Annotated in this window: 23 protein-coding genes and 1 tRNA gene; 16 read left to right on the forward strand and 8 right to left on the reverse strand. The window is 34.0% G+C overall.

The features are described 5' to 3' along the window. Positions 1–131: 131 nt before the first annotated feature. Positions 132–800, forward strand: a complete 669-nt coding sequence (locus WH188_RS00110; protein WP_237682864.1) for a sterol desaturase family protein — start codon at positions 132–134, stop codon at positions 798–800. A 188-nt stretch (positions 801–988) separates the two neighbouring features. On the opposite strand, the gene WH188_RS00115 is transcribed toward WH188_RS00110, so the two are convergent. Continuing rightward, positions 989–1,076 (reverse strand) — tRNA-Ser (locus WH188_RS00115). A gap of 123 nt (positions 1,077–1,199) precedes the next feature. After that, complete coding sequence (locus WH188_RS00120) at positions 1,200–2,084, reverse strand: bestrophin family protein (RefSeq protein ID WP_132772019.1); 885 nt, start codon at positions 2,082–2,084, stop codon at positions 1,200–1,202. Between the two features lie 68 nt (positions 2,085–2,152). Between WH188_RS00120 and WH188_RS00125 the strand changes: the two genes are divergently transcribed. The 3 genes from WH188_RS00125 (at position 2,153) to trxA (ending at position 4,227) form a co-directional block, all read left to right on the forward strand. Continuing rightward, positions 2,153–3,007: a glycoside hydrolase family 25 protein gene (locus WH188_RS00125; protein WP_132772018.1), complete on the forward strand. Its 855-nt coding sequence runs from the start codon at positions 2,153–2,155 to the stop codon at positions 3,005–3,007. A gap of 180 nt (positions 3,008–3,187) precedes the next feature. Continuing rightward, positions 3,188–3,931 carry a rhodanese-like domain-containing protein gene (locus WH188_RS00130; protein ID WP_132772017.1) on the forward strand — a complete coding sequence of 248 codons (744 nt, stop codon included), beginning with the start codon at positions 3,188–3,190 and terminating at the stop codon, positions 3,929–3,931. After that, on the forward strand, positions 3,931–4,227 hold the full coding sequence (trxA, locus tag WH188_RS00135) for a thioredoxin (protein ID WP_132772016.1): 297 nt from the start codon (positions 3,931–3,933) through the stop codon (positions 4,225–4,227). The genes WH188_RS00130 and trxA overlap by 1 nt, the downstream gene beginning before the upstream one ends. A gap of 12 nt (positions 4,228–4,239) precedes the next feature. Here the strand turns inward: trxA and WH188_RS00140 are convergent, their stop codons facing one another. Next, the gene (locus WH188_RS00140) at positions 4,240–5,538 is read right to left on the reverse strand and encodes a hemolysin family protein (RefSeq protein ID WP_132772015.1); all 1,299 of its coding nucleotides are present in this window, start codon (positions 5,536–5,538) and stop codon (positions 4,240–4,242) included. 138 nt (positions 5,539–5,676) lie between these two features. After that, entirely contained in the window at positions 5,677–7,020 is a 1,344-nt protein-coding gene (locus WH188_RS00145; protein WP_132772014.1) for a Gfo/Idh/MocA family protein, read from the reverse strand. Between the two features lie 253 nt (positions 7,021–7,273). On the opposite strand from WH188_RS00145, the gene WH188_RS00150 reads away from it, so the two are divergent. Together WH188_RS00150 and WH188_RS00155 are read left to right on the forward strand one after the other, a co-directional pair. Then, positions 7,274–8,386, forward strand: a complete 1,113-nt coding sequence (locus WH188_RS00150; RefSeq protein ID WP_021189724.1) for a phosphotransferase enzyme family protein — start codon at positions 7,274–7,276, stop codon at positions 8,384–8,386. A 67-nt stretch (positions 8,387–8,453) separates the two neighbouring features. After that, complete coding sequence (locus tag WH188_RS00155; RefSeq protein ID WP_339423035.1) at positions 8,454–9,107, forward strand: carbohydrate-binding family 9-like protein; 654 nt, start codon at positions 8,454–8,456, stop codon at positions 9,105–9,107. Positions 9,108–9,130: 23 nt separating this feature from the next. On the opposite strand, the gene WH188_RS00160 is transcribed toward WH188_RS00155, so the two are convergent. Next, complete coding sequence (locus tag WH188_RS00160) at positions 9,131–9,469, reverse strand: DUF2853 family protein (RefSeq protein ID WP_021189726.1); 339 nt, start codon at positions 9,467–9,469, stop codon at positions 9,131–9,133. Between the two features lie 239 nt (positions 9,470–9,708). On the opposite strand from WH188_RS00160, the gene WH188_RS00165 reads away from it, so the two are divergent. From WH188_RS00165 to WH188_RS00190, 6 genes are all read left to right on the forward strand, one after another. After that, positions 9,709–9,957, forward strand: a complete 249-nt coding sequence (locus WH188_RS00165) for a type B 50S ribosomal protein L31 (RefSeq protein ID WP_021189727.1) — start codon at positions 9,709–9,711, stop codon at positions 9,955–9,957. 78 nt (positions 9,958–10,035) lie between these two features. Then, on the forward strand, positions 10,036–11,256 hold the full coding sequence (locus tag WH188_RS00170; RefSeq protein WP_132772012.1) for a putative sugar nucleotidyl transferase: 1,221 nt from the start codon (positions 10,036–10,038) through the stop codon (positions 11,254–11,256). 6 nt (positions 11,257–11,262) lie between these two features. Further along, the gene (gene tpiA / locus WH188_RS00175; protein ID WP_132772011.1) at positions 11,263–12,030 is read left to right on the forward strand and encodes a triose-phosphate isomerase; all 768 of its coding nucleotides are present in this window, start codon (positions 11,263–11,265) and stop codon (positions 12,028–12,030) included. Between the two features lie 9 nt (positions 12,031–12,039). Continuing rightward, positions 12,040–12,882 carry a 50S ribosomal protein L11 methyltransferase gene (gene prmA / locus WH188_RS00180; RefSeq protein ID WP_132772010.1) on the forward strand — a complete coding sequence of 281 codons (843 nt, stop codon included), beginning with the start codon at positions 12,040–12,042 and terminating at the stop codon, positions 12,880–12,882. 4 nt (positions 12,883–12,886) lie between these two features. Next, positions 12,887–14,257 (forward strand): Mur ligase family protein, encoded by a 1,371-nt coding sequence (locus tag WH188_RS00185; RefSeq protein WP_132772009.1) that lies wholly within the window; start codon positions 12,887–12,889, stop codon positions 14,255–14,257. 73 nt (positions 14,258–14,330) lie between these two features. Then, positions 14,331–14,660, forward strand: a complete 330-nt coding sequence (locus WH188_RS00190) for a helix-turn-helix domain-containing protein (RefSeq protein ID WP_021189733.1) — start codon at positions 14,331–14,333, stop codon at positions 14,658–14,660. A gap of 119 nt (positions 14,661–14,779) precedes the next feature. Here the strand turns inward: WH188_RS00190 and WH188_RS00195 are convergent, their stop codons facing one another. The 3 genes from WH188_RS00195 to WH188_RS00205 all read right to left on the reverse strand — a co-directional run bounded on the left by WH188_RS00195 (position 14,780) and on the right by WH188_RS00205 (position 16,794). Then, entirely contained in the window at positions 14,780–14,950 is a 171-nt protein-coding gene (locus WH188_RS00195; RefSeq protein WP_165902458.1) for a hypothetical protein, read from the reverse strand. Positions 14,951–15,103: 153 nt separating this feature from the next. Continuing rightward, positions 15,104–15,664, reverse strand: a complete 561-nt coding sequence (gene scpB, locus WH188_RS00200) for an SMC-Scp complex subunit ScpB (RefSeq protein WP_132772008.1) — start codon at positions 15,662–15,664, stop codon at positions 15,104–15,106. A 5-nt stretch (positions 15,665–15,669) separates the two neighbouring features. Further along, complete coding sequence (locus tag WH188_RS00205; RefSeq protein ID WP_132772007.1) at positions 15,670–16,794, reverse strand: CofH family radical SAM protein; 1,125 nt, start codon at positions 16,792–16,794, stop codon at positions 15,670–15,672. 266 nt (positions 16,795–17,060) lie between these two features. Between WH188_RS00205 and WH188_RS00210 the strand changes: the two genes are divergently transcribed. Genes WH188_RS00210 through WH188_RS00225 form a run of 4 tightly spaced genes read left to right on the forward strand, consistent with a single transcriptional unit; the run spans position 17,061 to position 21,399 of the window. Next, positions 17,061–18,377 carry a D-alanyl-D-alanine carboxypeptidase gene (locus WH188_RS00210; RefSeq protein WP_132772006.1) on the forward strand — a complete coding sequence of 439 codons (1,317 nt, stop codon included), beginning with the start codon at positions 17,061–17,063 and terminating at the stop codon, positions 18,375–18,377. Positions 18,378–18,428: 51 nt separating this feature from the next. Next, positions 18,429–19,727, forward strand: a complete 1,299-nt coding sequence (locus tag WH188_RS00215) for an MFS transporter (RefSeq protein ID WP_132772005.1) — start codon at positions 18,429–18,431, stop codon at positions 19,725–19,727. Positions 19,728–19,751: 24 nt separating this feature from the next. Beyond that, positions 19,752–20,480, forward strand: coding sequence for a (Fe-S)-binding protein (locus tag WH188_RS00220; RefSeq protein WP_132772004.1), 729 nt, complete (start codon positions 19,752–19,754; stop codon positions 20,478–20,480). 31 nt (positions 20,481–20,511) lie between these two features. Continuing rightward, positions 20,512–21,399, forward strand: a complete 888-nt coding sequence (locus tag WH188_RS00225; RefSeq protein WP_132772003.1) for a sugar phosphate isomerase/epimerase family protein — start codon at positions 20,512–20,514, stop codon at positions 21,397–21,399. Positions 21,400–21,587 lie beyond the last annotated feature (188 nt).

Here is a 21,587-nt window from a genome sequence, read left to right on the forward strand (position 1 = left end):
TAGGTTTAACTTTTATGTTTAAAAAGTCAGTAATGTGACTTTAACTTGATGAATGGTGTTTTATATATTTTTTTATAATTATTATTTTTGCAAAAGATAATCTGTAGCAATTTTATTAATAAATTAATTGTATGGCAAAGCGTAATTTTGTTTCAAATTCCACTGAATCTTCAAGGATGTTTAAAAGTGATTTTTTAGAATCATTGACAAAAGTCCATTGGAGTGTTCCTTTAATATTTTACTTACCAATAATTGGTTACTTTTCATGGACTGCTTTAGGTCCTGGAGATATGAGTATTCTTTGTTATATCCAGTATTTTGTCTTTGGACTTGCTTTCTGGACTTTATTCGAATATGCATTACACCGTTGGGTTTTTCATTATCATCCAACAACTAAGTGGGGTAAGAGAATAGCATTTATTTTTCACGGTGTACATCATGATTATCCAAAGGATAGATTAAGATTGGTTATGCCATTATCTGCGAGTATACCTTTGGCAGCATTGGTTTATTATTTGTTTACTTTCTTTTTTAGTTCGGATATTATATTGGCGTCTTTCTTTTCGGGTTTTATGATTGGTTATTTAATTTATGACGAATGCCACTACGCAATGCATCATGCTAACTTTAAGAGTGGAATTTTTAAACGAATTAAACAACACCATATGTTGCATCATTATTCTGATCCAGAACACGGATTCGGTGTAAGTTCAGCTTTGTGGGATGAGATCATGCGCTCTGGCTTTCCAAAAGAGGATGAAAAAGTAGAAAAAACAGAACGAATCAGTATGGATAAATAATACTTAAAAAACAACAAAAGCCCAACTTTGCAGTTGGGCTTTTTTATTGGCGGAGAGCGAGGGTTTATCCCATGATTCCAAATGAGGATATACTACAATAAAACATTCGCTTTGCTCATTTCTTTGTTAAGCAAGTATATAAAGTTCTATAAATGACAAAAGCCCAAATTGCTTTGGGCTTTGTTATTTGGCGGAGAGCGAGGGATTCGAACCCCCGGACCTATGACAGTCAACAGTTTTCAAGACTGCCGCATTCGACCACTCTGCCAGCTCTCCGCCACAAAAGTAGAAAAATTCATTTAGTCGCCAAAACTTATTTTTTACTCCATTGAAAATGAGGGAGATTAATTTTTTAAGCTATATTTTAGTTAAAAAAAAGGCTTAAATTACTTTTAAAGGCTATGGAAGTAAGATTTCATAACAGTGTTTTTTGATGTTCTGTGCGATTTTGTCAATCGGTAAATCATCACTATCCGTTCCGAAAGGTTCTTCAATGGATTCTCCAATTAATTCTAATGATGCTAGTACATAAAATATAAATGGTACTGCTGCAATGACAAAATAACCAATTGAAAAGACGTATCCGATGGGGAGTGTTGCTGTATAAAGGATGATGAACTTTTTTATGAATGCGTTATAGGATAGCGGTATTGGTGTGTTTTTAATCCGTTCACATGCTCCACATACATTGGTGAAAGATTCAAGTTCATTGTTGATGATTCGAAATTGATCTCCTGTTATTTTTCCTTCTTTATAGAGGGAATTTGTTTTTTTAAAAATTAATGATGCTACCTGATTGGGACCATGTTTTTGATCATCCAGATTTTCTAATTCCGGATGTGACACTTCATCAAGCATAAATTTGGTGTAGTCCGAACGAAGAAAGGTATAGAGTGTTTCTGCATAAAGCGGAATTGCTTTCCTATAAAAGCTGCGGTTTACCTTATCATCGCTTTCCAGAAATGCATTCATTTTATAGGATAAACTTCTACTGATGTTTGTTAATGAACCCCATTGTTTTCTAGCTTCCCACCAACGGTCGTATGCAGTATTAGTTCTAAATACAAGCAAAAGGGAGAGTACGAATCCAAGTAAGCTATGAACTATTGTGATATTTTTAATCCAACTTTTTTCAGCTAGTTTTAGATATTCCAGTTCTAGGTACGCAATGCCCCAAGAATATAAAGATGCTAAGATAAGATATGGAAATAATTTACGGAAAGTATCCGTTTTATGGAGTTTGAGAGTTGAAGTAAGCCAATCTTTTGGGTTGTAAACAATCATAGACAAAAATACAAAATGTTTATTTTAATTTTGATTCTTTGTAAAAGATAGATTAAATTCATTGCCAAATGAAGAAAAAGAAAGTTCAGCGCAAGAAATCAGGCGAGATCACAGATGACAATGGTAAAAGATGGAAGTATATCGCATTTTCTGGAGCTTTTATTCTTCTTGTTCTTTTAGCGTTTGCATGGCATTATCGTGCGGGAATTAGATATTACCTCAGTACTTTGGGGAAAGCTCGAGGAACTGCTCATAAAGAGGCTAAATATGATATTCGAAATGTGGAGATTATGTCGAGCCATTCAGATAAGATTTTTGGTTTAGATATATCGCAATATCAAGGTGATATTAACTGGATAGAAGTTAATACAATCAATGATCAATTTCCAATAGATTTTATTTTTGTAAGGGCAACGATGGGTGAAAGTAAGGTGGATGATCGATTTGATGATAATTGGAAAGCAGTTGCTACTAGAGCGAATTTAAGAGGGGCTTATCACTATTTTAGACCAAATGAAAATTCCGTTAAGCAGGCTAAAAATTTTATTAGGACTGTTAAACTTGAATCAGGAGATCTACCGCCTGTATTAGATATTGAGGAATTGCCTAAACATCAATCCATGGACAGTCTGAAAGTTGGTTTAAAACGGTGGCTGGACGAAGTTGAATCACATTATAGGGTAAAGCCTATTTTGTATTCAGGAGATAAATATTATACAGATTTTCTTCAAAAAGAATTTAGTAATTATATTTTATGGATTGCCAATTATAATTTTTGGGTCGAAGATCTTAAAGATCATTGGAATTTTTGGCAGTTTTCCGAGAAGGGGACTGTTAGAGGGATTAACGGGAATGTGGATCTAAATATCTTTAATGGTACTATTGAAGAACTTGAAGAAATTACTATTCCTTTTAAAAATTGAAATTACATAATCTTGAGACAATAAATACAGAGGATGTTTAAGGGGGTATATTCCTCTTTGAAATTTATAAACATACATCATTATTTTCTGGTGGAAGCGATCAGCATCGCACATCAATTCACAAAAGAAGTTGAAAGTATCGGTTTTAATTGCTTTATCTTCTTTTAAAAATTAATACAGATGAAAAAAGAATATTTAACTTATATAGTTGGCGCGTGTGCAACAGTATTTTTTATTTTAACATTTACACAGATCGGTTTTGGAAAAGCAATATCGGAAAGTGAAAAGAGATCTCCTTCTATTTCGCTTATCCCTCCTGTTTCAGCTTTGAATTTAACGCAATTTATGTCATTGGAAGCAACAGGAGCATTGGTGTTAGATACCAGGTCGGTAAAAGATTTTGCAGCAGGTTATATTCCTAAGTCGGTGTTTATCGGTTGGAACGGCCCATTTAAAGCTTGGGTTCCAAAAATATTAGCCAACAAAGACCAACCGATTATACTCCTTTCAGATCAGGAAACAGTAGCACAGGTATGCTTAACATTGGAAGAATTAGGCTATACGCATATATTAGGGTATCTTGAGGGAGGTGTGGGTAGTTATAAAAAGCAGTACCTTTTAGATTCTATACCAGAGGTCGATGCTTCGACTTATTTAGATTTATCAAACGAAGGTCAAATAATAGATGTCCGGTCGGAAAAAGAGTTTGCCACAGGGCATATTGACAATGCTATGAATTTTCCATTAAAAGATTTAGGTAACTTTAATCTAGATTTACCAGACAATAAGAATTATTATGTCCAATGTCTTTCTGGATATCGTAGTATGATTGCTATGTCTATTTTGAAGAAGAAGGGCTTTGAGCATGTAATAAATATTAGAGGTGGATATCAGGCATTGAAACAATTAAAAGAGGAGAAATAATGGCTACATTCGATGAGATTATTAAATCAAATAATGTTGTACTGGTAGACTTCTTTGCAACTTGGTGTGGACCGTGTCAGACCATGGCACCCATATTACAAGATGTAAAAGAGTTTTATGATGAAAGTTTGTCAATTATAAAAATTGATGTGGATAAAAATCCTAAGATAGCATCCATTTATAAAGTAAGTGGAGTTCCTACTTTTGTATTATTTAAAAATGGTACTCAAGTATGGAGGCAAAGTGGAATGATTACTAAAACAGATCTACATAAGCTTATTGATGCTCACAAATAAAAAAGGAGATGATTAATCATCTCCTTTTTTTCTGAATGAAATTTTATCAATTCGATTACCATCCATATCCAAGACTTCAAATTTTATATTTTTGTACTGGACCTGTTCTCCTTCTTCAGGAACGTGGTCAAGGAGCAAAAATACAAGTCCACCTAAAGTGGTAATATTATTTATTTCATCTTCGTCTTCTTCAGAGAGACCAATTTCAAACTCTTCCATAAACTTATCCAGTTGGTATTGCCCATCTGCAATATAGGATCCGTCCTCACGTTTACGGATTCGAGGTCTGTCGATTGATTGATCTTCAGGTAAATTACCTACCAGGTCAGATAGAATATCCCGAAGGGTAATAACGCCTTGTGTAGAGCCATATTCATCAATTACGATAGCCTGGTGTATATGCGATGCTCTCAGGCTTGTTAAAATACTGTAAGCGGAGCTATGCTCGTTAACAAATTTAATAGGTTCTATCAAACTGTTTAAATCTATCGGTTTTTCTTTTAAATATTGTGAAAGTAATTTTTTTACATGTACGACTCCTTTTATGTTATCAAGATTACCTTCGCAAATTGGGTACATGGTATGCTCCGTGTTCATAATGATATGTCGATGTTCTTCGAAACTATCTTCTAGGTCTAAAAAAGCAATATTACTTCTATGGGTCATTAGATTTATTGCTTTTTTATCGCCTAAGCTTAATAATCGGTCTACAATATCGTGTTCTATCCCCTCAATAGCTCCACTATCCACTCCTTCATCGACCAATGCTTTTATTTCTTCTTCTGTTACTGAATTGTGTGTGCTTTTGATATTAAATAGTTTGACAATACAATCTGTTGAAATACTGAGTAGCCAGACAAAGGGACGAACTATTTTACTCAGTAGATTCATTGGGTAAGCGATGACCATGGCATACTTTTCTGGAATAGCCATACCGATTCTTTTTGGCACTAGTTCTCCAAGTACCAAAGAAAAAAAAGTGATGATAAAAACAACGATTACTACAGACAACTGTTCACTGTATGGTGCTAAAAATGAGATTTGAACAAATATCTGCTTCAGGTAGACTGCAATACTTCCGCCGCTAAAAAAACCTGTTAGAATCCCTATTAAAGTAATTCCTATTTGAACAGTGGATAAAAAATTGTTTGGAGATTCTTTTAAAGCTAAGGCTATTTTAGCTGCAGGGTTATTTTTGTCAGATGCTGCTTGCAGTCGGGCTTTTCTACTGGAGACGATTGCAATTTCTGATGCAGATAATACTCCATTTAGAATAATTAGAGCTAATATAATAAGGACTTCTGTGAGCATGTTTTTTTTATACTTAGGCTAAATGTAGTAAATTTTTAGAAATTTATATGTAAAAAAGATTGAGAGATCTCTTTTGTCAGGGCATTAGCCTTCGTCTATAACGTAAAAAGGCTTCTATTTAGAAGCCTTTTTGTTATTTTACAATCCGCTATCATCTAGCATGAATGTGTTTTTCTTCGTTTTCCATTTTCCGGAAGTAAAATCAGGAAATTCAACAGTTTTATTACCTTGTTTAATTGATTCTGTTGATAATGGGAATACTGCACTCATTGTAACAGAGTCGTAAACATCGAAAGGAGTTTGTTTTCCTTGTTTGGTAGCTTGGATAAAAGAGTTGAAGACAAACCAGTCCATTCCACCGTGACCTGAGCCTGTTGCTAATGTTTCATACTTTTTCCAAATTGGGTGATCGTATTTATCTACCCATTCCTTTGCAGGGTCCCAAGTATGAGGTTTTGATTTCCCTTCAATATGGATACCTTGTGCAACGTCCATCCAGATTCCCTCTGTACCTTGAACACGGAAACCGATTGAGTATGGTCTTGGCAAGTGCGTATCATGTGTTAACATGATAGTCTCTCCATTTTGACACTGAATCATTGTTTGGGTGATATCACCATTTTTATAATTCAATTTTGCATTTGGATGACCTGGAGATTGTTTTTCAACATATGCAGCCAAGCCTCTCGCTTTACTCGAATAAGACGTAAGGTGTGTAAAACGATTTCCAGCATTAATATTAACGAAAGGAAGAATTGGACCTAAACCGTGCGTCGGATATAAATCACCATCTTGTTCTACGTTATATTTTGTGCGCCATTGTGCCTCAGAAATTGCTTTAGGGCCAAATTCTACACCTTTACCGTAGTAGCTTTTTCCATCATTAAAAAGAACTTCACGTAAATCATGTTGGTACCCACCTTCTAAATGAAGTAATTCTCCAAATAATCCTTGGCGGTGCATGTTAAGAACAGCCAATACATCACGACGATATGCCACATTTTCTAAAGTCATGTAAGGTTTCCCTGTTTGTTCAGATGCTTTTACTACATCCCAGTGATCTTGTACTGTTAGTCCTGCAATAACTTCGCAACCTACATATAGGCCTGCCTTCATGGAGTCAATTGCTTGATCTTTGTGGAATTCCCAAGGAGTTGCAATGATTACAGCATCTAACTTTTCTTTACTTAACATTTTCTTGTAAGCATCGATACCGCCTGTGTATTCTTTCGGAAGTTTAATTCCTTTTTTATCAAATTGCTTACGACATTGTGATAAAGATTCTTCTTGTGTATCACAAATTGCAACAACTTCAACATCGTCGCGGTTTAATGCGATAGCAACATGGTTACGGCCTCTAAGTCCTACTCCAATAAATGCTAACCTAACTTTACCATCTTTTGCAAATAAATCTGTACTAGAAAGGATACCCAGTCCAGCAGTTGTAAGTGCTGTAGATTTTATGAAATTTCTTCTGTCCATAATTTTTGTTCTTTTATAATCAGGATATTAAATATCCCTTTTAAGTTATATTGTGAGTTTAGTGTGATATAACTTAATTCGCTATCAAACAAATATATAAAATTGAAAATACAAACTTAATGTGCAAACGTTTGTCTAAAATGAAAAAAAAGAACAAACGTTTGTGTTGATATTTTATTAGCACTTTTCACAACTATTTGGGATATTGCAGTCCAGTTAAAAACTTAATTATTTATAGTTAGTATAATTTTTAATGTCAAATTCGAATCAAATGAATGGTCTGAAAGCAGCAGCAGCGTTTTCTTTAAGTGAAGATATCATAAGTGTGGAAGCTTTTGGTTCAGGACATATCAACGATACATATCGTGTAACAACAAGAAATACCATTGGTAAAACCTTTTTATTACAAAGGATAAATCATCATATTTTTCAAAATGTTGATGGTCTCATGTTAAACATTAAACATGTCACCGATCATTTAAAAACTAAAATTGCGCATTTACCAATTGAAATTCAAGAGTCAAGGGTACTCACTATAATTCCGACTAAATCAAATGATTTATATCATCTTGATGAAGATGGAGATTATTGGCGGATGTTTATTCTTATTGATGGTACCAAAAGCTACGATGTTGTGGAGACGACAACGCAAGCTTCAGAGGGAGGGAAAGCTTTTGGTCAATTTCAATTACAGTTGGCAGATTTAGATGCTACTCAAATTGTTGAAGTATTGCCAAATTTCCATAACATCCAGTTTAGGTTGGATAATTTAAGGAAGGCAATTGCGGCTGATTCACAAGGACGTGTTGAGGGCGTAAAAGATATTTTAGAATTTATCTTCTCTAGAGAGGACCGTATGCGAACAATTCTTGATCTAGCTTCTAAAGGAGATCTTCCTTTACGCATTACTCATAATGATACAAAATTTAATAATGTATTATTGGATCAAAATGATCAGGCGCAATGTGTGATTGATTTAGATACGGTCATGCCTGGATATGTAGCATATGATTTTGGAGATGCAATTCGTACGATTATTAATCCAGTGGAGGAAGATGAGAAAGACTTGTCTAAGATTGTTTTAAATATTCCTCTTTATGCAGCATACGCAGAAGGATATTTAAATGAAGCTAAAGAGTTTTTAACTGATATTGAGGTGCACTCTTTGTTAGAAGGCGTATTTTTACTGCCATATATGCAAGGTGTACGATTTTTAACAGATTATCTTGAAGGAGATCATTATTTTAAAACAAAGTATGATGATCATAATCTCGTTAGAACCAAAACGCAATTGAAATTGGTTGAAGAGATGGAAAGACAAGAAGAGGAGTTAAAAACTGCCATTAGTTCAGTTTTGCAAGATTAGTAATCAAATAGTAGAGAGCATTGATATTTCAATGCTCTCTTTTTGCTTTAATTTAGTATTATTGTATATGACAAATTCAATCATTATATCATCAATTAATCTGGAAAATAGTGATTTAAAGGGGTATCAATCTTTAAATGAATTATTACGTTCTACATCTTGGAATCATATAAATGTCGCGAACTGGAATGAAGATTACCCATATATTCCTCAAGCTAATTTTAGGGTAGCGTATGATCAAAAGGCGATAATTATTCAGTATGAGATCGAGGAAGAAGTTATCAAGGCACAATATCATGTACACAATGATAATATCTGGGAAGATAGCTGTGTTGAATTCTTCATTTCATTTGATAACAAAGAGCACTATTACAATTTTGAGTTTAATCCTATTGGAGCAGGGTTGATTGGGTATGGCACTAATGTGAAGACTGAGCGCTCGCGATTAACAGAAGAGCAAATTGATCAAGTTGATGTATTTAGTACTATTGAGCGTACTCAAACAGGCTCTAAATGGAGCTTGATTCAGTACATTCCATTTACAGCTTTTACACATAATCAAATTACAAATTCCTTTTTAAAGGAAAATAAGATTTTTGCTAATTTTTATAAATGTGGAGATCATTTACCTCGACCTCACTTTTTATCTTGGAATAAAATAGATCATCCAACTCCTAATTTTCATTTACCTGAATTCTTTGGTGAATTGATTTTTGTATAAGAGTTGGATGACTCTTATTCAAATTATTTGTATAAACTTTCTTTCTTGAATTTCTTAACAAGCAGTGCATATACTAATGCACGGTATTTGTTGCGGTTTGATTTGCCAATTTGAGTAAAAACTTCTTCAATAGCCGCATCTAATTTTGCATCATCTGTAAGACCTAATTTTTTGATTAAAAAATTGTTTTTTAATCTTTTAATTTCTTCAGGATCAGAAGATGCGATTGTTTCAGCATCTGCTTTGTAAATAGAAGGACCTAACCCTTTTGTAACAGATTCGATAAGAGAGTCTTCTAAGGATAGTTTTAATTTTTTTGCCTCTGCAATATATGCTGAGATTTTTTCATCTAATTTGCTCATAATGTGGTCTTGTTAAATTAAGTAGTTTCTAATTTATGTTTAAATTAAACAATATTCCTTAAATAAGGAATAAATATTATCTTTTTTTATGCTAAAATTGACTATATTTGCAGTAGGAGTAAAGGGTAAAAAATAAATACCTTATTTGGAATATTTGTTACGGAATATTCTTGCAAATAAGGTTTTAATAAATTATCTTTGCACCTCAATTATTGAATATACGTAATCATAAGATAAAAATGAAAAAAGATTTGCATCCTTCAAATTACAGATTAGTTGTGTTTAAAGATATGTCAAATGACTATTCTTTCATCACAAAATCATGTGTTGATACAAAAGAGACAATCACTTGGGAAGATGGTAATGAATATCCAGTTGTAAAATTGGAGATTTCTCATACTTCTCACCCTTTCTATACTGGTAAAATGAAATTGGTTGATACGGCTGGTCGTATTGATAAATTCCGTAGCCGTTATAACAAAAAGTAATTTTTGTTATCCTAAGGGTAGCACAATATTAAAACTCGATAATATCCATTATCGAGTTTTTTTTGTTATTTTTATAGGGTGATAGTTATCTTATTTGATCAGTCAACAGAGTCAAGGTACTTACAATGTTTTAATGGATTAGGGGATCTATTTAACTCTGATTCTTTGTGGCCCTTTACAGAAGTTAAACCTACCGCTTCGTTACGTATTGGAATACTTCCCTTGTTTGAAAAGTGGAAACATGCTTTAGATGCTGTTGTTTTATATGATTGCTTAGACAATTCTTTATCTATCGATGAACAGATTGCATTATCATCTTATGAAGCAGAGGAACTCTACTTTGTGTCTGTAAATGTTATTCCCAATGAATCCTTTCTTGAAAAATTAATTTCGTTGTCGAAGGGCCAGTATCTTAAGTCTGGTAATGATCTACTTGCATTAAGGGCTGATTTTGACGAGCCTTCTAAAGTGAGGGTGGCCCATATACCTTTTGATGAGACCCTCATTCGTGTCCGATTTATAGAAGATCTGTATTTACATGTTGGTACGGAGATTATACGTGATTTTGAGATCTTGACAAAACATTTTTCAGGTGCACTTTATTCTGAGAGCAATACGGTGATTGGTGATCAATTGTATATCGGTAATTTCGTTGAGATGGAATGTGTGACTCTGAATACAAAGACAGGTCCAATTTATATAGAAGAGGGTGCTGTCGTTATGGAAGGGGCTAATTTAAGAGGACCATTGTATATTGGAAAGCATGCTGTTGTTAAGATGGGGACAACGATTTACGGAAATGTTTCAATTGGTGAATGCGCAGTAGTAGGAGGGGAGATCGCGAACTCAAGTATCGGGAATTTTAGTGCAAAAGGGCATTACGGATATTTGGGTTGTTCGGTGATTGGTGATTGGTGTAACCTTGGTGCGGGCACAACAAATTCAAACTTGAAGAATAATTTATCTCCTGTTGAGCTTTATGATTATTTATCGAAAGGATTGCGTGATACAGGATTGATGAAGTGTGGTTTATATATGGGAGACTTCAGTCGATCTGGAATACAGTCAGCTTTTAACACCGGAACTGTTATTGGTACAGGATGTATGTTAGCATTGACGGATTTTTATCCTAAATTTGTTCCGTCATTTACTTGGCTATACGGGGACATAAAGGAAGCTTATCAACTTCAAAAGTTTATTTCTGATTTAGAAGTTGTATTTTTATCAAAAAATAAAAGATTAGACAAGAGACTAATTGAAAGAATTATAGAAATTAATCAATCAACATTTAAAAACTAAAGTATTATGCGTAAGAAAATTGTAGCAGGAAACTGGAAAATGAATTTGGATTATCAGGATGGAGTTAGCTTGTTCTCTGAAGTTGTGAATATGGCTAAAGATGAAATTGTTGGTGACCAACAAGTCGTTGTTTGTAGCCCATTTATTCATTTACATAGTATTGCGCAATTGGCAAAGACGGCTTCTCATGTTGCTGTAGGTGCACAAAATATCCACCAGGCTGAATCTGGAGCTTATACAGGAGAAATTTCTGCAAGTCAAGTTAAATCTGTAGGTGCTGATTATGTTATATTGGGACATTCGGAGCGTAGAGCTTATTTTGGAGAAACAAATGCCTTATTAAGTGAGAAGGTTGATGCTGCGTTAAAGCATGGTTTGTTACCAATTTTCTGTATTGGTGAAACTAAAGAGGAAAGAGAGTCTGGAAAGTTTTTTGATATTATAAAAACACAATTGGCAGAAGGGGTGTTTCATCTATCCAAAGAGGAGTTTGCGAAAGTTGTGTTGGCTTATGAGCCAGTTTGGGCTATCGGTACTGGTTTAACAGCTTCTCCAGAGCAAGCTCAAGAAGTTCATGCTTTTATTCGTGCTACTGTAGCGGCTCATTATGATCAATCTGTTGCGGATGAGACTAGTATTTTATATGGAGGAAGCTGTAACCCTAAAAATGCAGGTGAATTGTTTGCACAACCTGATATTGATGGTGGATTGATCGGTGGAGCTTCTTTAAAATCAAGAGACTTCTTAGATATCGTTAAAGTTTTTAATAAGTAAAAATCTATTATGAAATATAGTGAGGTAATATTTACGCGAATAGTAGGGGAAGAGTGGCAACAGGATTTGTTTATTGCCGAGCTAGCTGATATAGGTTTTGATACTTTTGAAGATACTGAGACAGGGTTTGCAGCTTTTATTCCAACTGCAAACCTTGATCTTCAGGCATTGGAAACAGTTATTCTTCAACAAGAAGACGGTTTCGAGGTTCGTTATGAAGTGGTGGATATACAAGATCAAAATTGGAATAAGTTATGGGAAAGTAACTTTAGCCCGATTTTAATTGATAATGATTGTTATGTCAGAGCTAATTTTCATCCGGCTAAACCGGAAATTCGTTATGAAATAATAATAGATCCTAAGATGTCGTTTGGTACGGGGCATCACCAGACCACAACTATGATACTTCGTTATATCCTGGAAAATAACATTCAGGATAAAGAAGTTTTGGATATGGGTTGCGGTACAGGTATATTGGCTATTTTAGCATCACAAAAAGAAGCAAGACATGTATTTGCTGTAGATTTTGATGATGTTTGTATCGCTAGTGTTGAGGAAAATAAATTACTGAATAACGTTAGTAATATAGAATCAAAATTAGGTTCATATGAAACATTAATAGGTCGGGAATTTGACATCATTTTAGCTAATATAAACCGTAATATATTGTTAGAACAATTTCCGCAGTATAGCAAGTCTCTTCGATTAAACGGAGAGTTGTATATTAGTGGTTTTTTTGATGGGGAAGATTTATCAATTTTGAGAACGAGTGCAGAAGCTATAGGTTTTGAGTTTGTTTCCAATAAAGTAATGGACAACTGGTGCTCGGCTAAGTTCGTGAAAGTAAAATAATAATATGCGCATACATTTTATTGCGATAGGAGGAAGTATCATGCATAACCTTGCTATTTCTTTGGAAAGGCAGGGGCATCAGGTCTCTGGGTCTGATGATCAGATTGTGGAACCTTCCCGTAGTCATCTCATTGATGCAGGTTTATTGCCTGAGCAACTAGGGTGGTTTGACGAAAAAATTACCGATGATATTGATGCTGTAATTTTAGGAGCTCATGCACTTATCAATAACCCTGAGCTTATAAAAGCGCAGGAGTTAGGGTTAAAGATTTATTCATTTCCCGAATTTATTCAAGAACTTTCTCAAGATAAAACGAGGGTGATCATAGCAGGTAGTTATGGTAAGACTACGATCATGAGTATGATCATGCATGTTTTAAAAACTCTTGAAAGACCTTTTGATTATTTAGTTGGAGCGCAACTTGAAGGTTTTGATAATTTGATCGAAATTACAAAAACAAACAAAATTATATTAATCGAGGGTGATGAAAATGTAGCTTCTAGCTTGAGTAATAAGTCAAAGTTTATGTTTTATAAACCAAATATTGCCTTGATTAGCGGTATAAATTGGAACGAATATAGCACGACAATAACTTTCGATAACTATTTAAAACAGTTTGAAGACTTTATTAATACGATAGAGTCTAAGGGAACTCTGATTTATAACAAAGAAGATAAATATCTGCAAAAGATTATAACAGATACTAAATCTTGTAAAATTAATCGGCATGGATATCAGATTCCTGAATATGCTATTAATAAAGGTACCACATATATTAAGTCCGTAAAAGGTGATATTCCTTTGCAGGTATTTGGGAAGCATAACCTTTCAAACATTGCTGGGGCATATACGGTTTGTGAGTGGCTTGGTATTAAGAAGGAGGATTTCTTTGACGCCATAAAAACTTTTAAGAGTTCAATTCGTTATCTGGAATTTGTAGCAAGTTTCGAGGGATCTGTTGTTTATCAGGATTTTGCTCATACTCCTAAGAAACTGAAAGCAAGTATTCATGCTATTAAAGAGCAATTTCCAAGTCAAAAGTTGGTTGCAATAATTGAATTAAACGCTTATGACAGTTTGGATGAGAAATTTGTCAGTCAATATAAAGATACGATGAATGAAGCGGATCTTCCGGTTGTTTTTATAAATATGGAATCAATTAAGGAGGTAAATAAGTGTACTACACATCTATTGGAAGACATCCGAAACGCGTTCAATCGATCAGACGTGGACATTGTGACGAATTTAGGTGATCTCTACGATTTCCTTGAGAATTTTAAATCAAAAGGCAATAATTTATTGCTGATGAGTTCTGGCAATTACAGTGGGGTTAATTTGACCGAGCTGGCGGATCATTTTTTTAAGAATTATTAATAAAATTGCCTTAACACTTTGAATAAAAGATTTTTTATTTTATATTTGTTTTGTAAATAAAAAAATCTACCAAATGAATGCACTAGGAAAAAAAATTAGACTACTGAGACACCAAAAAGGGTGGAGCCAAGAGGATGTTGCAAAGAGATTAGATATCTCAATTCCAGCTTTTTCAAAAATTGAAACAGGAATTACAGATGTTAACCTTTCACGCTTAAATCAAATTTCGAAATTATTTAATTTGTCAGTAGTTCAGCTTTTATCAACTTCCGATATGGAAGAGGATAAAGAAGCTATCAATGAATTGGCAGAATTAACTAAAAAATTGCAATCCCGTGAAACTGAAGTTATCGAGTTGCAAAAGAAAGTTATTGATCTTTACGAGCAATTGCATAAGAAATAGGTTTTATTCAATTTTGGGAATGAATAAAATAAAGGCTTGCAGATATTAATCTGCAAGCCTTCTTACTTTTTGACTGACAACGTAAGTTGTTTTCTATAGATCTTTGTGATTGATTTGGATTAAAATTCGTCTTCGTCTCCGAAATCGTCAAATTCTCCAATAGAGTCAATGTCTTCTAAATTAAAGTCATCTTCTAAGATATCATCAGAATCATCATCAGGTCCATTAAATGAACCAAATTTATCATCTTCTACATTCATAGATTCACTTTTCATCATTGCCGTGTTCATAAAATTATATTTTTTTTTGCTTATTTAATAATGTAAAATTATATAACAAAATTCGAACTTTAAACTTTTTTTGAAAAAAAATAATCAATCTAAAGGGCTGATTATTAGTGTTATTCGTTGATTTGTAAATGCGGAGCAAAATTACTAATGTCGTTATTCGACGACCTCACCAATTTCATTGTCTACAGAAACGATATCTTTAAGTTGTGGTAGGTCTCTTACACCATTAATGCCGAAGTGGTTCATAAATTGAGCACTTGTGCTGTACAGCAGAGGTTTTCCTATTGAATCTGACTTCCCAGCAATCTGAATTAGTTTTTTTTCTAAAAGTCGTTGAACGGAGTAGTCACAGCTCACACCTCTTATCTGTTCGATTTCTAGCTTTGTAATAGGTTGTCTATATGCAATGATTGCTAAAGTTTCCAATGCCGCCTGACTTAACTTTTTCTTGTCCCGATGCAACTGTAATTGATTGATCGTTTCATGGTAAGTTGATTTTGTCAAAAATTGGTAGCTGTTATTAATCACTTTTAATTCCAACACTTCATCTTCGCTTTGATGCTTAATGATGATCTTATCTATTAAATTTTGCAATTCATCTTTTGAAATTTCGATCGCTAAAGCTTCTTGCAATACATGTTTGATATCTTGCGACGTAATGCCGTCTTCCGAAGCATATATAATTGCTTCTATGTTACGAATAATATCCTTCACTGATTTTAGTAATTGATGACTTGTTCTACCATATGTTCAGGAAGCTCGCGGAACTCATAACGCTGCGTTCTCAGTTGGGGTTCAAATCCAGCTTCTTTGATCGCTTGTTGAATAGATTTTGCTGTAAATCTATGCGGAGCTCCAGCAGCAGATACTACATTTTCCTCGATCATGATGGAACCAAAATCATTAGCACCGGCATGTAGGCATAATTGAGCTGTTCGTTTACCTACGGTCAACCAAGAAGCTTGAATGTTTTTAATATTTGGAAGCATGATTCTGCTTAAAGCAATCATACGGATATATTCTTCCCCAGTTACGTCATTTGTAATGCCTCTGAGCCTTTTTAGTAAAGTACCATCATCTTGAAATGGCCAAGGAATAAATGCTACAAAACCGAAGTGGTTTTCAGGCTTTTCAGTTTGCACTTCTCTAATCCAGACCAGATGCTCGAAACGTTCTTCAATTGTTTCGATATGACCAAACATCATTGTTGCTGAGGTTGGGAGATCAATTTGATGTGCTGCACGCATTACATCTAACCATTCTTTTCCGCCACATTTCCCTTTTGATATAAGGCGTCGTACACGATCATTTAAGATTTCTGCACCAGCTCCTGGTAATGAATCTAATCCGGATTCCTTTAGGGCTTTTAATACTTCAATATGAGATAGATTCTCTAGTTTAGCAACATGGGCAATTTCTGGAGGACCTAAAGCATGGAGTTTCAATGTTGGATAGAGCTCCTTTAATTGTTTAAAAATAGTCGCATAAAATTCTAAACCAAGATCCGGGTGATGTCCCCCCTGTAACAATAATTGATCTCCTCCGTACATAAAGGTTTCCTCAATCTTCTGTTTGTATGTTTCAAGATCTGTGATGTAACTATCTTCATGGCCAGGTCTGCGAAAGAAATTACAGAATTTGCAGTTTGCAATACAAACATTTGTGGTATTTACATTACGATCGATTTGCCAAGTTACCTTTCCATGAGGTACTTGTATTTTACGTAATTCATTTGCAACATAGCTTAGATCAGCTGTGGCTGCATTATGATATAAATATATGCCTTCTTCTTTGGTTAAGAACTCAAATTTTAAGGCTTTTTCTAATAAATTGCTTACATTCATTAAGAACAAATATAAGGACCTTTTACTTTATATTTATTGATTGTCTGTAAGTTTTCATTAATACTCATACGAAATGTTTGAAGTAGCTGATCATTAATTAAGCAATGTTTTTTAGTGTAATAGCTTTCTGCTTGTTTTTATATTGAAAGCGAATGTTTACTTAGGTTAAATAATAATTGTTTGGCTGTTTCCCTCATGCTCATTTATGGCCATGAGGGAAACAAGTTAAATCCGTATTATGTCTCAATTTTCGTAGTTTTACAGGGATGGAATTTTTTAAGAGAATATTTATTGTTTTAATTTTAGTTATTAATATTTATAATGTTAATGCCCAGGTGTTTAGTGAAGTTTACGCTAAATTGCAGCAATCTCAAATACTTAATGATCATTTTTTTGGATTTTCCTTATACGATTTAGACAGTAATCGTTATGTAGTTGATATTAATGGTCACAAGCATTTTACACCGGCTTCTAATACTAAGGTTTTTACGCTTTATACAGCTCTAGAAATGCTTGGTGATTCAATTCCTGGGTTACAGTATGTTGAAAAAGGTGATTCGCTCTTATTTTGGGGAACAGGTGATCCGACTTTTTTACACAGTAAAATGGATTCACATGTTGTCTACAACTTTTTAAAGAAGACAGAAAAAAAGCTGTTCTTTATTCCAACTCCTATGCAGAATCGTTTTTTTGCTGCAGGTTGGACAATGGATGATTTTGATTCTTATTATCAACCCGAAATTGCAACATTTCCAATTTATGGAAATGTCGTTACTTTTAGAGAGAATTCGAACAATGGTCTGAAGCTTGTTCCAGACTTCTTCCAAGATAAGTTAACGATTGATCATTCTTTAGATAAAGGTAAGTTTACATTAAGTAGATCATTTATTGGAAATCAATTCTTACAATCTCGGGAAAAGGTACCTTCCAACTATGTTAACGAAATTCCTTTTAAATATTCGGATACTTTAGCCATTAGATTATTATCAGACACTTTAAATAAATCTATTCAGATCATTGAATATAGTAAACCAACTGAGGTAAAAACTCTTTACTCTAATGCTACCCGTTATGTTTTACGTGAAATGATGTTACCTAGTGATAATTACCTCGCTGAGCAAATTCTCATGATGATATCACTACAGAAATTTAAGATGTTTGATACTTATTTAGTCCGCAACTGGATGAAGGAGCATTATTTTAAATATTACTCGGATGAAATTGTATTACATGATGGATCTGGGCTCTCTTCTTATAATAAGATAACGCCACAAAACATGATTGATGTTTTAGTGGCTATAAAAAATAAGCTTCCAGATGAATCTCAACGATTTAAACTTTTTTCTACAGGTGGCGTTGATGGTACATTAAGACGTTCATACAGTACTGACCGTGGTGTTCCATTTGTGTTTGCTAAAACAGGAACCATTACATCAGTTTACTGTCAAAGTGGATACTTAATAACCCGATCTGGAAAAAAACTTGCTTTTTCTTTTTTAAATAATAATTTTATTGATGAAAGAAGCGCGATTATTAGAAAGGAAATGGTTAATATCATGACTTATATCAGGCAGAATTATTAATATTTCAGTTTATACTGCTTAATTATTATTTTTATCGACTAAACCTTCAGTATGTCTGTTATTAAAAAAGATAATAAAAAATTAATTCGTTCTTGGGCCATGTTTGATTGGGCTAATTCGGCCTACAATCTGGTTATTACATCAACGATTTTTCCTGTTTACTATACAACAATCACCAATACAAAAGAACATGGTGATGTGGTTAAGTTCTTTGGGTTTGAATTTGTTAATACGGCATTATCAAATTTTGCTTTAGCATTTGCTTATTTGGTCATGGCATTGACTTTACCTTTTATTTCTTCGTACGCAGATGCAAATGGCAAGAAGAAACAAATTATGAAGTTTTTTACTACTGCTGGAGCAGTCGCATGTATGGGACTCTTTTTCTTTAAGCTGGAAACTTTGGAAGTTGGTATTATCTGTTTTGTGATTGCCGCGATGGGGTATATAGGCGGTGTTCTATTTAACAATTCTTATCTTCCTCTTATCGCTTCTGTGGAACAGCAAGATAAGGTGAGTGCACAAGGTTTTTCCTATGGTTATGTGGGCTGTGTTACCTTACAGATTTTATGTTTTATCATTGTATTGAAACCTGATTGGTTTGGTATTACTGATCCTTCTTTACCGGCAAGGGTTTCCTTTTTAATGGTTGGAATTTGGTGGTTGGGATTTTCTCTTATTCCTTTCAAATATCTTCCTAACATTCCGGCTACCCGAAAAGGTGAGGGTTCGTCATTAATTAACAAGGTAAAAGCAGAAATTTCTTCAGTTTGGGGGCATATTCAGCAGATAGAGGAGATCAAAAAATTTCTTCCCGCATTTTTCTTTTACAGTATAGGGGTACAGACATTAATGATTGTCGCATCGGCATTTGGAGAGAAGGTATTGCATTTGGGCGCGACTAAATTAATTGGTACTATTTTATTGATTCAACTTGTTGCAATTGCAGGTGCATTTATTATGTCGGCTATTTCAGCTCGTATTGGAAATGTTCGAGTGTTGATGTTAGTTGTGGTTATTTGGATCAGTATCTGCATTTCTGCTTATTTTTTAACAACCGAAATTCAATTTTATATATTGGCAGCTTTGGTTGGACTGGTAATGGGAGGAATTCAATCGCTTTCAAGATCGACATTCTCTAAATTAGTTCCTGAAGGTATACAGGATACAACGGCTTTTTTCTCTTTTTATGATGTTACAGAGAAATTAGCAATTGTGGTGGGTTTGTTTTCGTTTGCGCTGATTGAACAAATGACACATAATATTAGATATTCGGCATTATCCTTATCTTTATTTTTTGTAATTGGATTGTTACTGCTCGCTCGTCTGTTGCGGTTCAATAAATCCTAAATTTAAATTTTAGAATATTAACATATGAAAGTTGAACTTTTTGTTCCTTGCTTTATAGATCAGTTGTATCCGGAAACGGCTTTTAATACTATTCGACTGTTAGAGAAAGCAGGATGTGAAGTTACTTATAACGCAGAACAAACATGTTGTGGTCAACCTGCTTATAATGCCGGTTTTTGGGATGAGGCAACAGTTGTTGGGCAAAAATTTTTAAAAGATTTTAGTGCAGATCATTATATAGTTTCGCCATCTGCATCATGTACCGGAATGGTGAAGCATAGTTACAATGATTTATTCACGGGCTCTATTGAGCAGTCACACTGTCGTTCGATACAGAAAAATATATTTGAAATTTCTGATTTTTTAGTAAATGTCGTTAAGAAGGATTATTTTGGTGCTGAGTTAGAGGGGATTGCTGTTTATCATGATGCATGTTCAGCATTACGAGAGTGTAAAATCAAAGATGAACCGCGGCATTTATTAAGTAAAGTCCTTGGTCTAGAAATGGTGGAAGTAAAGGATAGTGAAGTTTGCTGTGGTTTTGGTGGGACATTTTCAGTAAAATTTGAAGGAATCTCTTCTGCTATGGCAGAGCAAAAAGTAAAAAATGCCATGGATATGCATGCTGATTACATTATTTCGACAGATGCCTCATGCTTACTTCAGTTACAAGCATATATCGATCAATATCGATTGCCAATAAAAACTATTCACCTGGTTGATGTTTTAACAGCTGGTTGGGGTAATATTTAAAAATAAAGAACTTAAACTAAATACTATAATTATGAATTCAAGAAGAGATTTTCTCAAAAATTTGGGTTTAACGGCTGCCGGAGTAGCCTTAATGCCGAGCTTAGATTTGCTGGCAGCACCTAAAAACTGGTTCGATATTTCATTAGCTGAGTGGTCATTGCACAAAACATTATTTAAGGGAGATCTTAAAAATATCGATTTTCCTGAATTAGCGGCAAAAAAATTCGGAATTTATGGAGTTGAATACGTGAATGCTTTTTTTAAGGATAAAGCACAAGATATGACGTATTTGAAAGATCTTAATAATCGCGCTAAAGACAATGGTGTTCGTAACGTTTTAATTATGATCGATGGCGAGGGTAATTTAGGTGATGAAGATGCTACTAAACGTAAACAAGCTGTTGAAAATCACTATAAATGGATTGATGCGGCAAACTTTTTGGGATGTCACGCAGTACGAGTAAATGCCGCTGGTAAAGGTACTCCAGAAGAAGTTAAAAAAGCTGTAGTAGAAAGTTTATCTACTTTGGCTGATTATGGTAAAAAATCGAAAATAAGTGTTATCGTTGAAAATCATGGTGGTATTTCATCACATGGCGATTGGTTAGCAGATACTTTAAAAACTGTAGGTAAAAAGAATTGTGGAAGTTTACCTGATTTGGGTAATTTTTATGAGTATGATCGTTATCAAGGTGTTCAGGATCTAATGCCGTATGCCAAAGGAGTGAGTGCTAAAACACATGATTTTGATGCAAATGGTAATGAAACTCAAATTGATTACGCACGCATGCTTAAAATAGTAAAAGATGCTAAATTTAAAGGTTATATCGGTATCGAATACGAAGGAAGCAATATCAGTGAAGAAGCAGGTATTTTTGCTTCAAAAAAATTATTGGAGCGTTTACGTCCAACAATTTAATAGTTAAGTATAATAGCGTACAAAACTTTTAGATAGCTGAAACCCTTTATTTATGCATTTGCATAAATAAAGGGTTTTTTTTGTTGAATTTAAATCTCTATTAGACTTATCTGTGGGATTGATTATTTTTCTAAGCTGTGAAGAAACTGTGTGTCATTGTATTACTTTAAGACCATTTAGTACCTGTC

The organism is Sphingobacterium sp. MYb388 (assembly GCF_037479535.1).
GTDB classification, from domain to species: Bacteria; Bacteroidota; Bacteroidia; order Sphingobacteriales; family Sphingobacteriaceae; genus Sphingobacterium; species Sphingobacterium anhuiense.

Excerpts from the sequence above, each read along its gene's own strand:
- WH188_RS00185 (WP_132772009.1), top strand. The coding sequence starts at position 12,887 with ATGCGCATACATTTTATTGCGATAGGAGGAAGTATCATGCATAACCTT.
- WH188_RS00150 (WP_021189724.1), top strand. The coding sequence starts at position 7,274 with ATGTCAAATTCGAATCAAATGAATGGTCTGAAAGCAGCAGCAGCGTTT.
- WH188_RS00190 (WP_021189733.1), top strand. The coding sequence starts at position 14,331 with ATGAATGCACTAGGAAAAAAAATTAGACTACTGAGACACCAAAAAGGG.
- WH188_RS00220 (WP_132772004.1), top strand. The coding sequence starts at position 19,752 with ATGAAAGTTGAACTTTTTGTTCCTTGCTTTATAGATCAGTTGTATCCG.
- WH188_RS00160 (WP_021189726.1), bottom strand. The coding sequence starts at position 9,469 with ATGAGCAAATTAGATGAAAAAATCTCAGCATATATTGCAGAGGCAAAA.
- WH188_RS00145 (WP_132772014.1), bottom strand. The coding sequence starts at position 7,020 with ATGGACAGAAGAAATTTCATAAAATCTACAGCACTTACAACTGCTGGA.
- WH188_RS00165 (WP_021189727.1), top strand. The coding sequence starts at position 9,709 with ATGAAAAAAGATTTGCATCCTTCAAATTACAGATTAGTTGTGTTTAAA.
- trxA (WP_132772016.1), top strand. The coding sequence starts at position 3,931 with ATGGCTACATTCGATGAGATTATTAAATCAAATAATGTTGTACTGGTA.
- WH188_RS00225 (WP_132772003.1), top strand. The coding sequence starts at position 20,512 with ATGAATTCAAGAAGAGATTTTCTCAAAAATTTGGGTTTAACGGCTGCC.
- WH188_RS00140 (WP_132772015.1), bottom strand. The coding sequence starts at position 5,538 with ATGCTCACAGAAGTCCTTATTATATTAGCTCTAATTATTCTAAATGGA.
- WH188_RS00210 (WP_132772006.1), top strand. The coding sequence starts at position 17,061 with ATGGAATTTTTTAAGAGAATATTTATTGTTTTAATTTTAGTTATTAAT.
- WH188_RS00110 (WP_237682864.1), top strand. The coding sequence starts at position 132 with ATGGCAAAGCGTAATTTTGTTTCAAATTCCACTGAATCTTCAAGGATG.
- WH188_RS00125 (WP_132772018.1), top strand. The coding sequence starts at position 2,153 with ATGAAGAAAAAGAAAGTTCAGCGCAAGAAATCAGGCGAGATCACAGAT.
- WH188_RS00130 (WP_132772017.1), top strand. The coding sequence starts at position 3,188 with ATGAAAAAAGAATATTTAACTTATATAGTTGGCGCGTGTGCAACAGTA.
- prmA (WP_132772010.1), top strand. The coding sequence starts at position 12,040 with ATGAAATATAGTGAGGTAATATTTACGCGAATAGTAGGGGAAGAGTGG.
- WH188_RS00205 (WP_132772007.1), bottom strand. The coding sequence starts at position 16,794 with ATGAATGTAAGCAATTTATTAGAAAAAGCCTTAAAATTTGAGTTCTTA.
- WH188_RS00120 (WP_132772019.1), bottom strand. The coding sequence starts at position 2,084 with ATGATTGTTTACAACCCAAAAGATTGGCTTACTTCAACTCTCAAACTC.
- WH188_RS00155 (WP_339423035.1), top strand. The coding sequence starts at position 8,454 with ATGACAAATTCAATCATTATATCATCAATTAATCTGGAAAATAGTGAT.
- WH188_RS00215 (WP_132772005.1), top strand. The coding sequence starts at position 18,429 with ATGTCTGTTATTAAAAAAGATAATAAAAAATTAATTCGTTCTTGGGCC.
- tpiA (WP_132772011.1), top strand. The coding sequence starts at position 11,263 with ATGCGTAAGAAAATTGTAGCAGGAAACTGGAAAATGAATTTGGATTAT.
- WH188_RS00195 (WP_165902458.1), bottom strand. The coding sequence starts at position 14,950 with ATGAACACGGCAATGATGAAAAGTGAATCTATGAATGTAGAAGATGAT.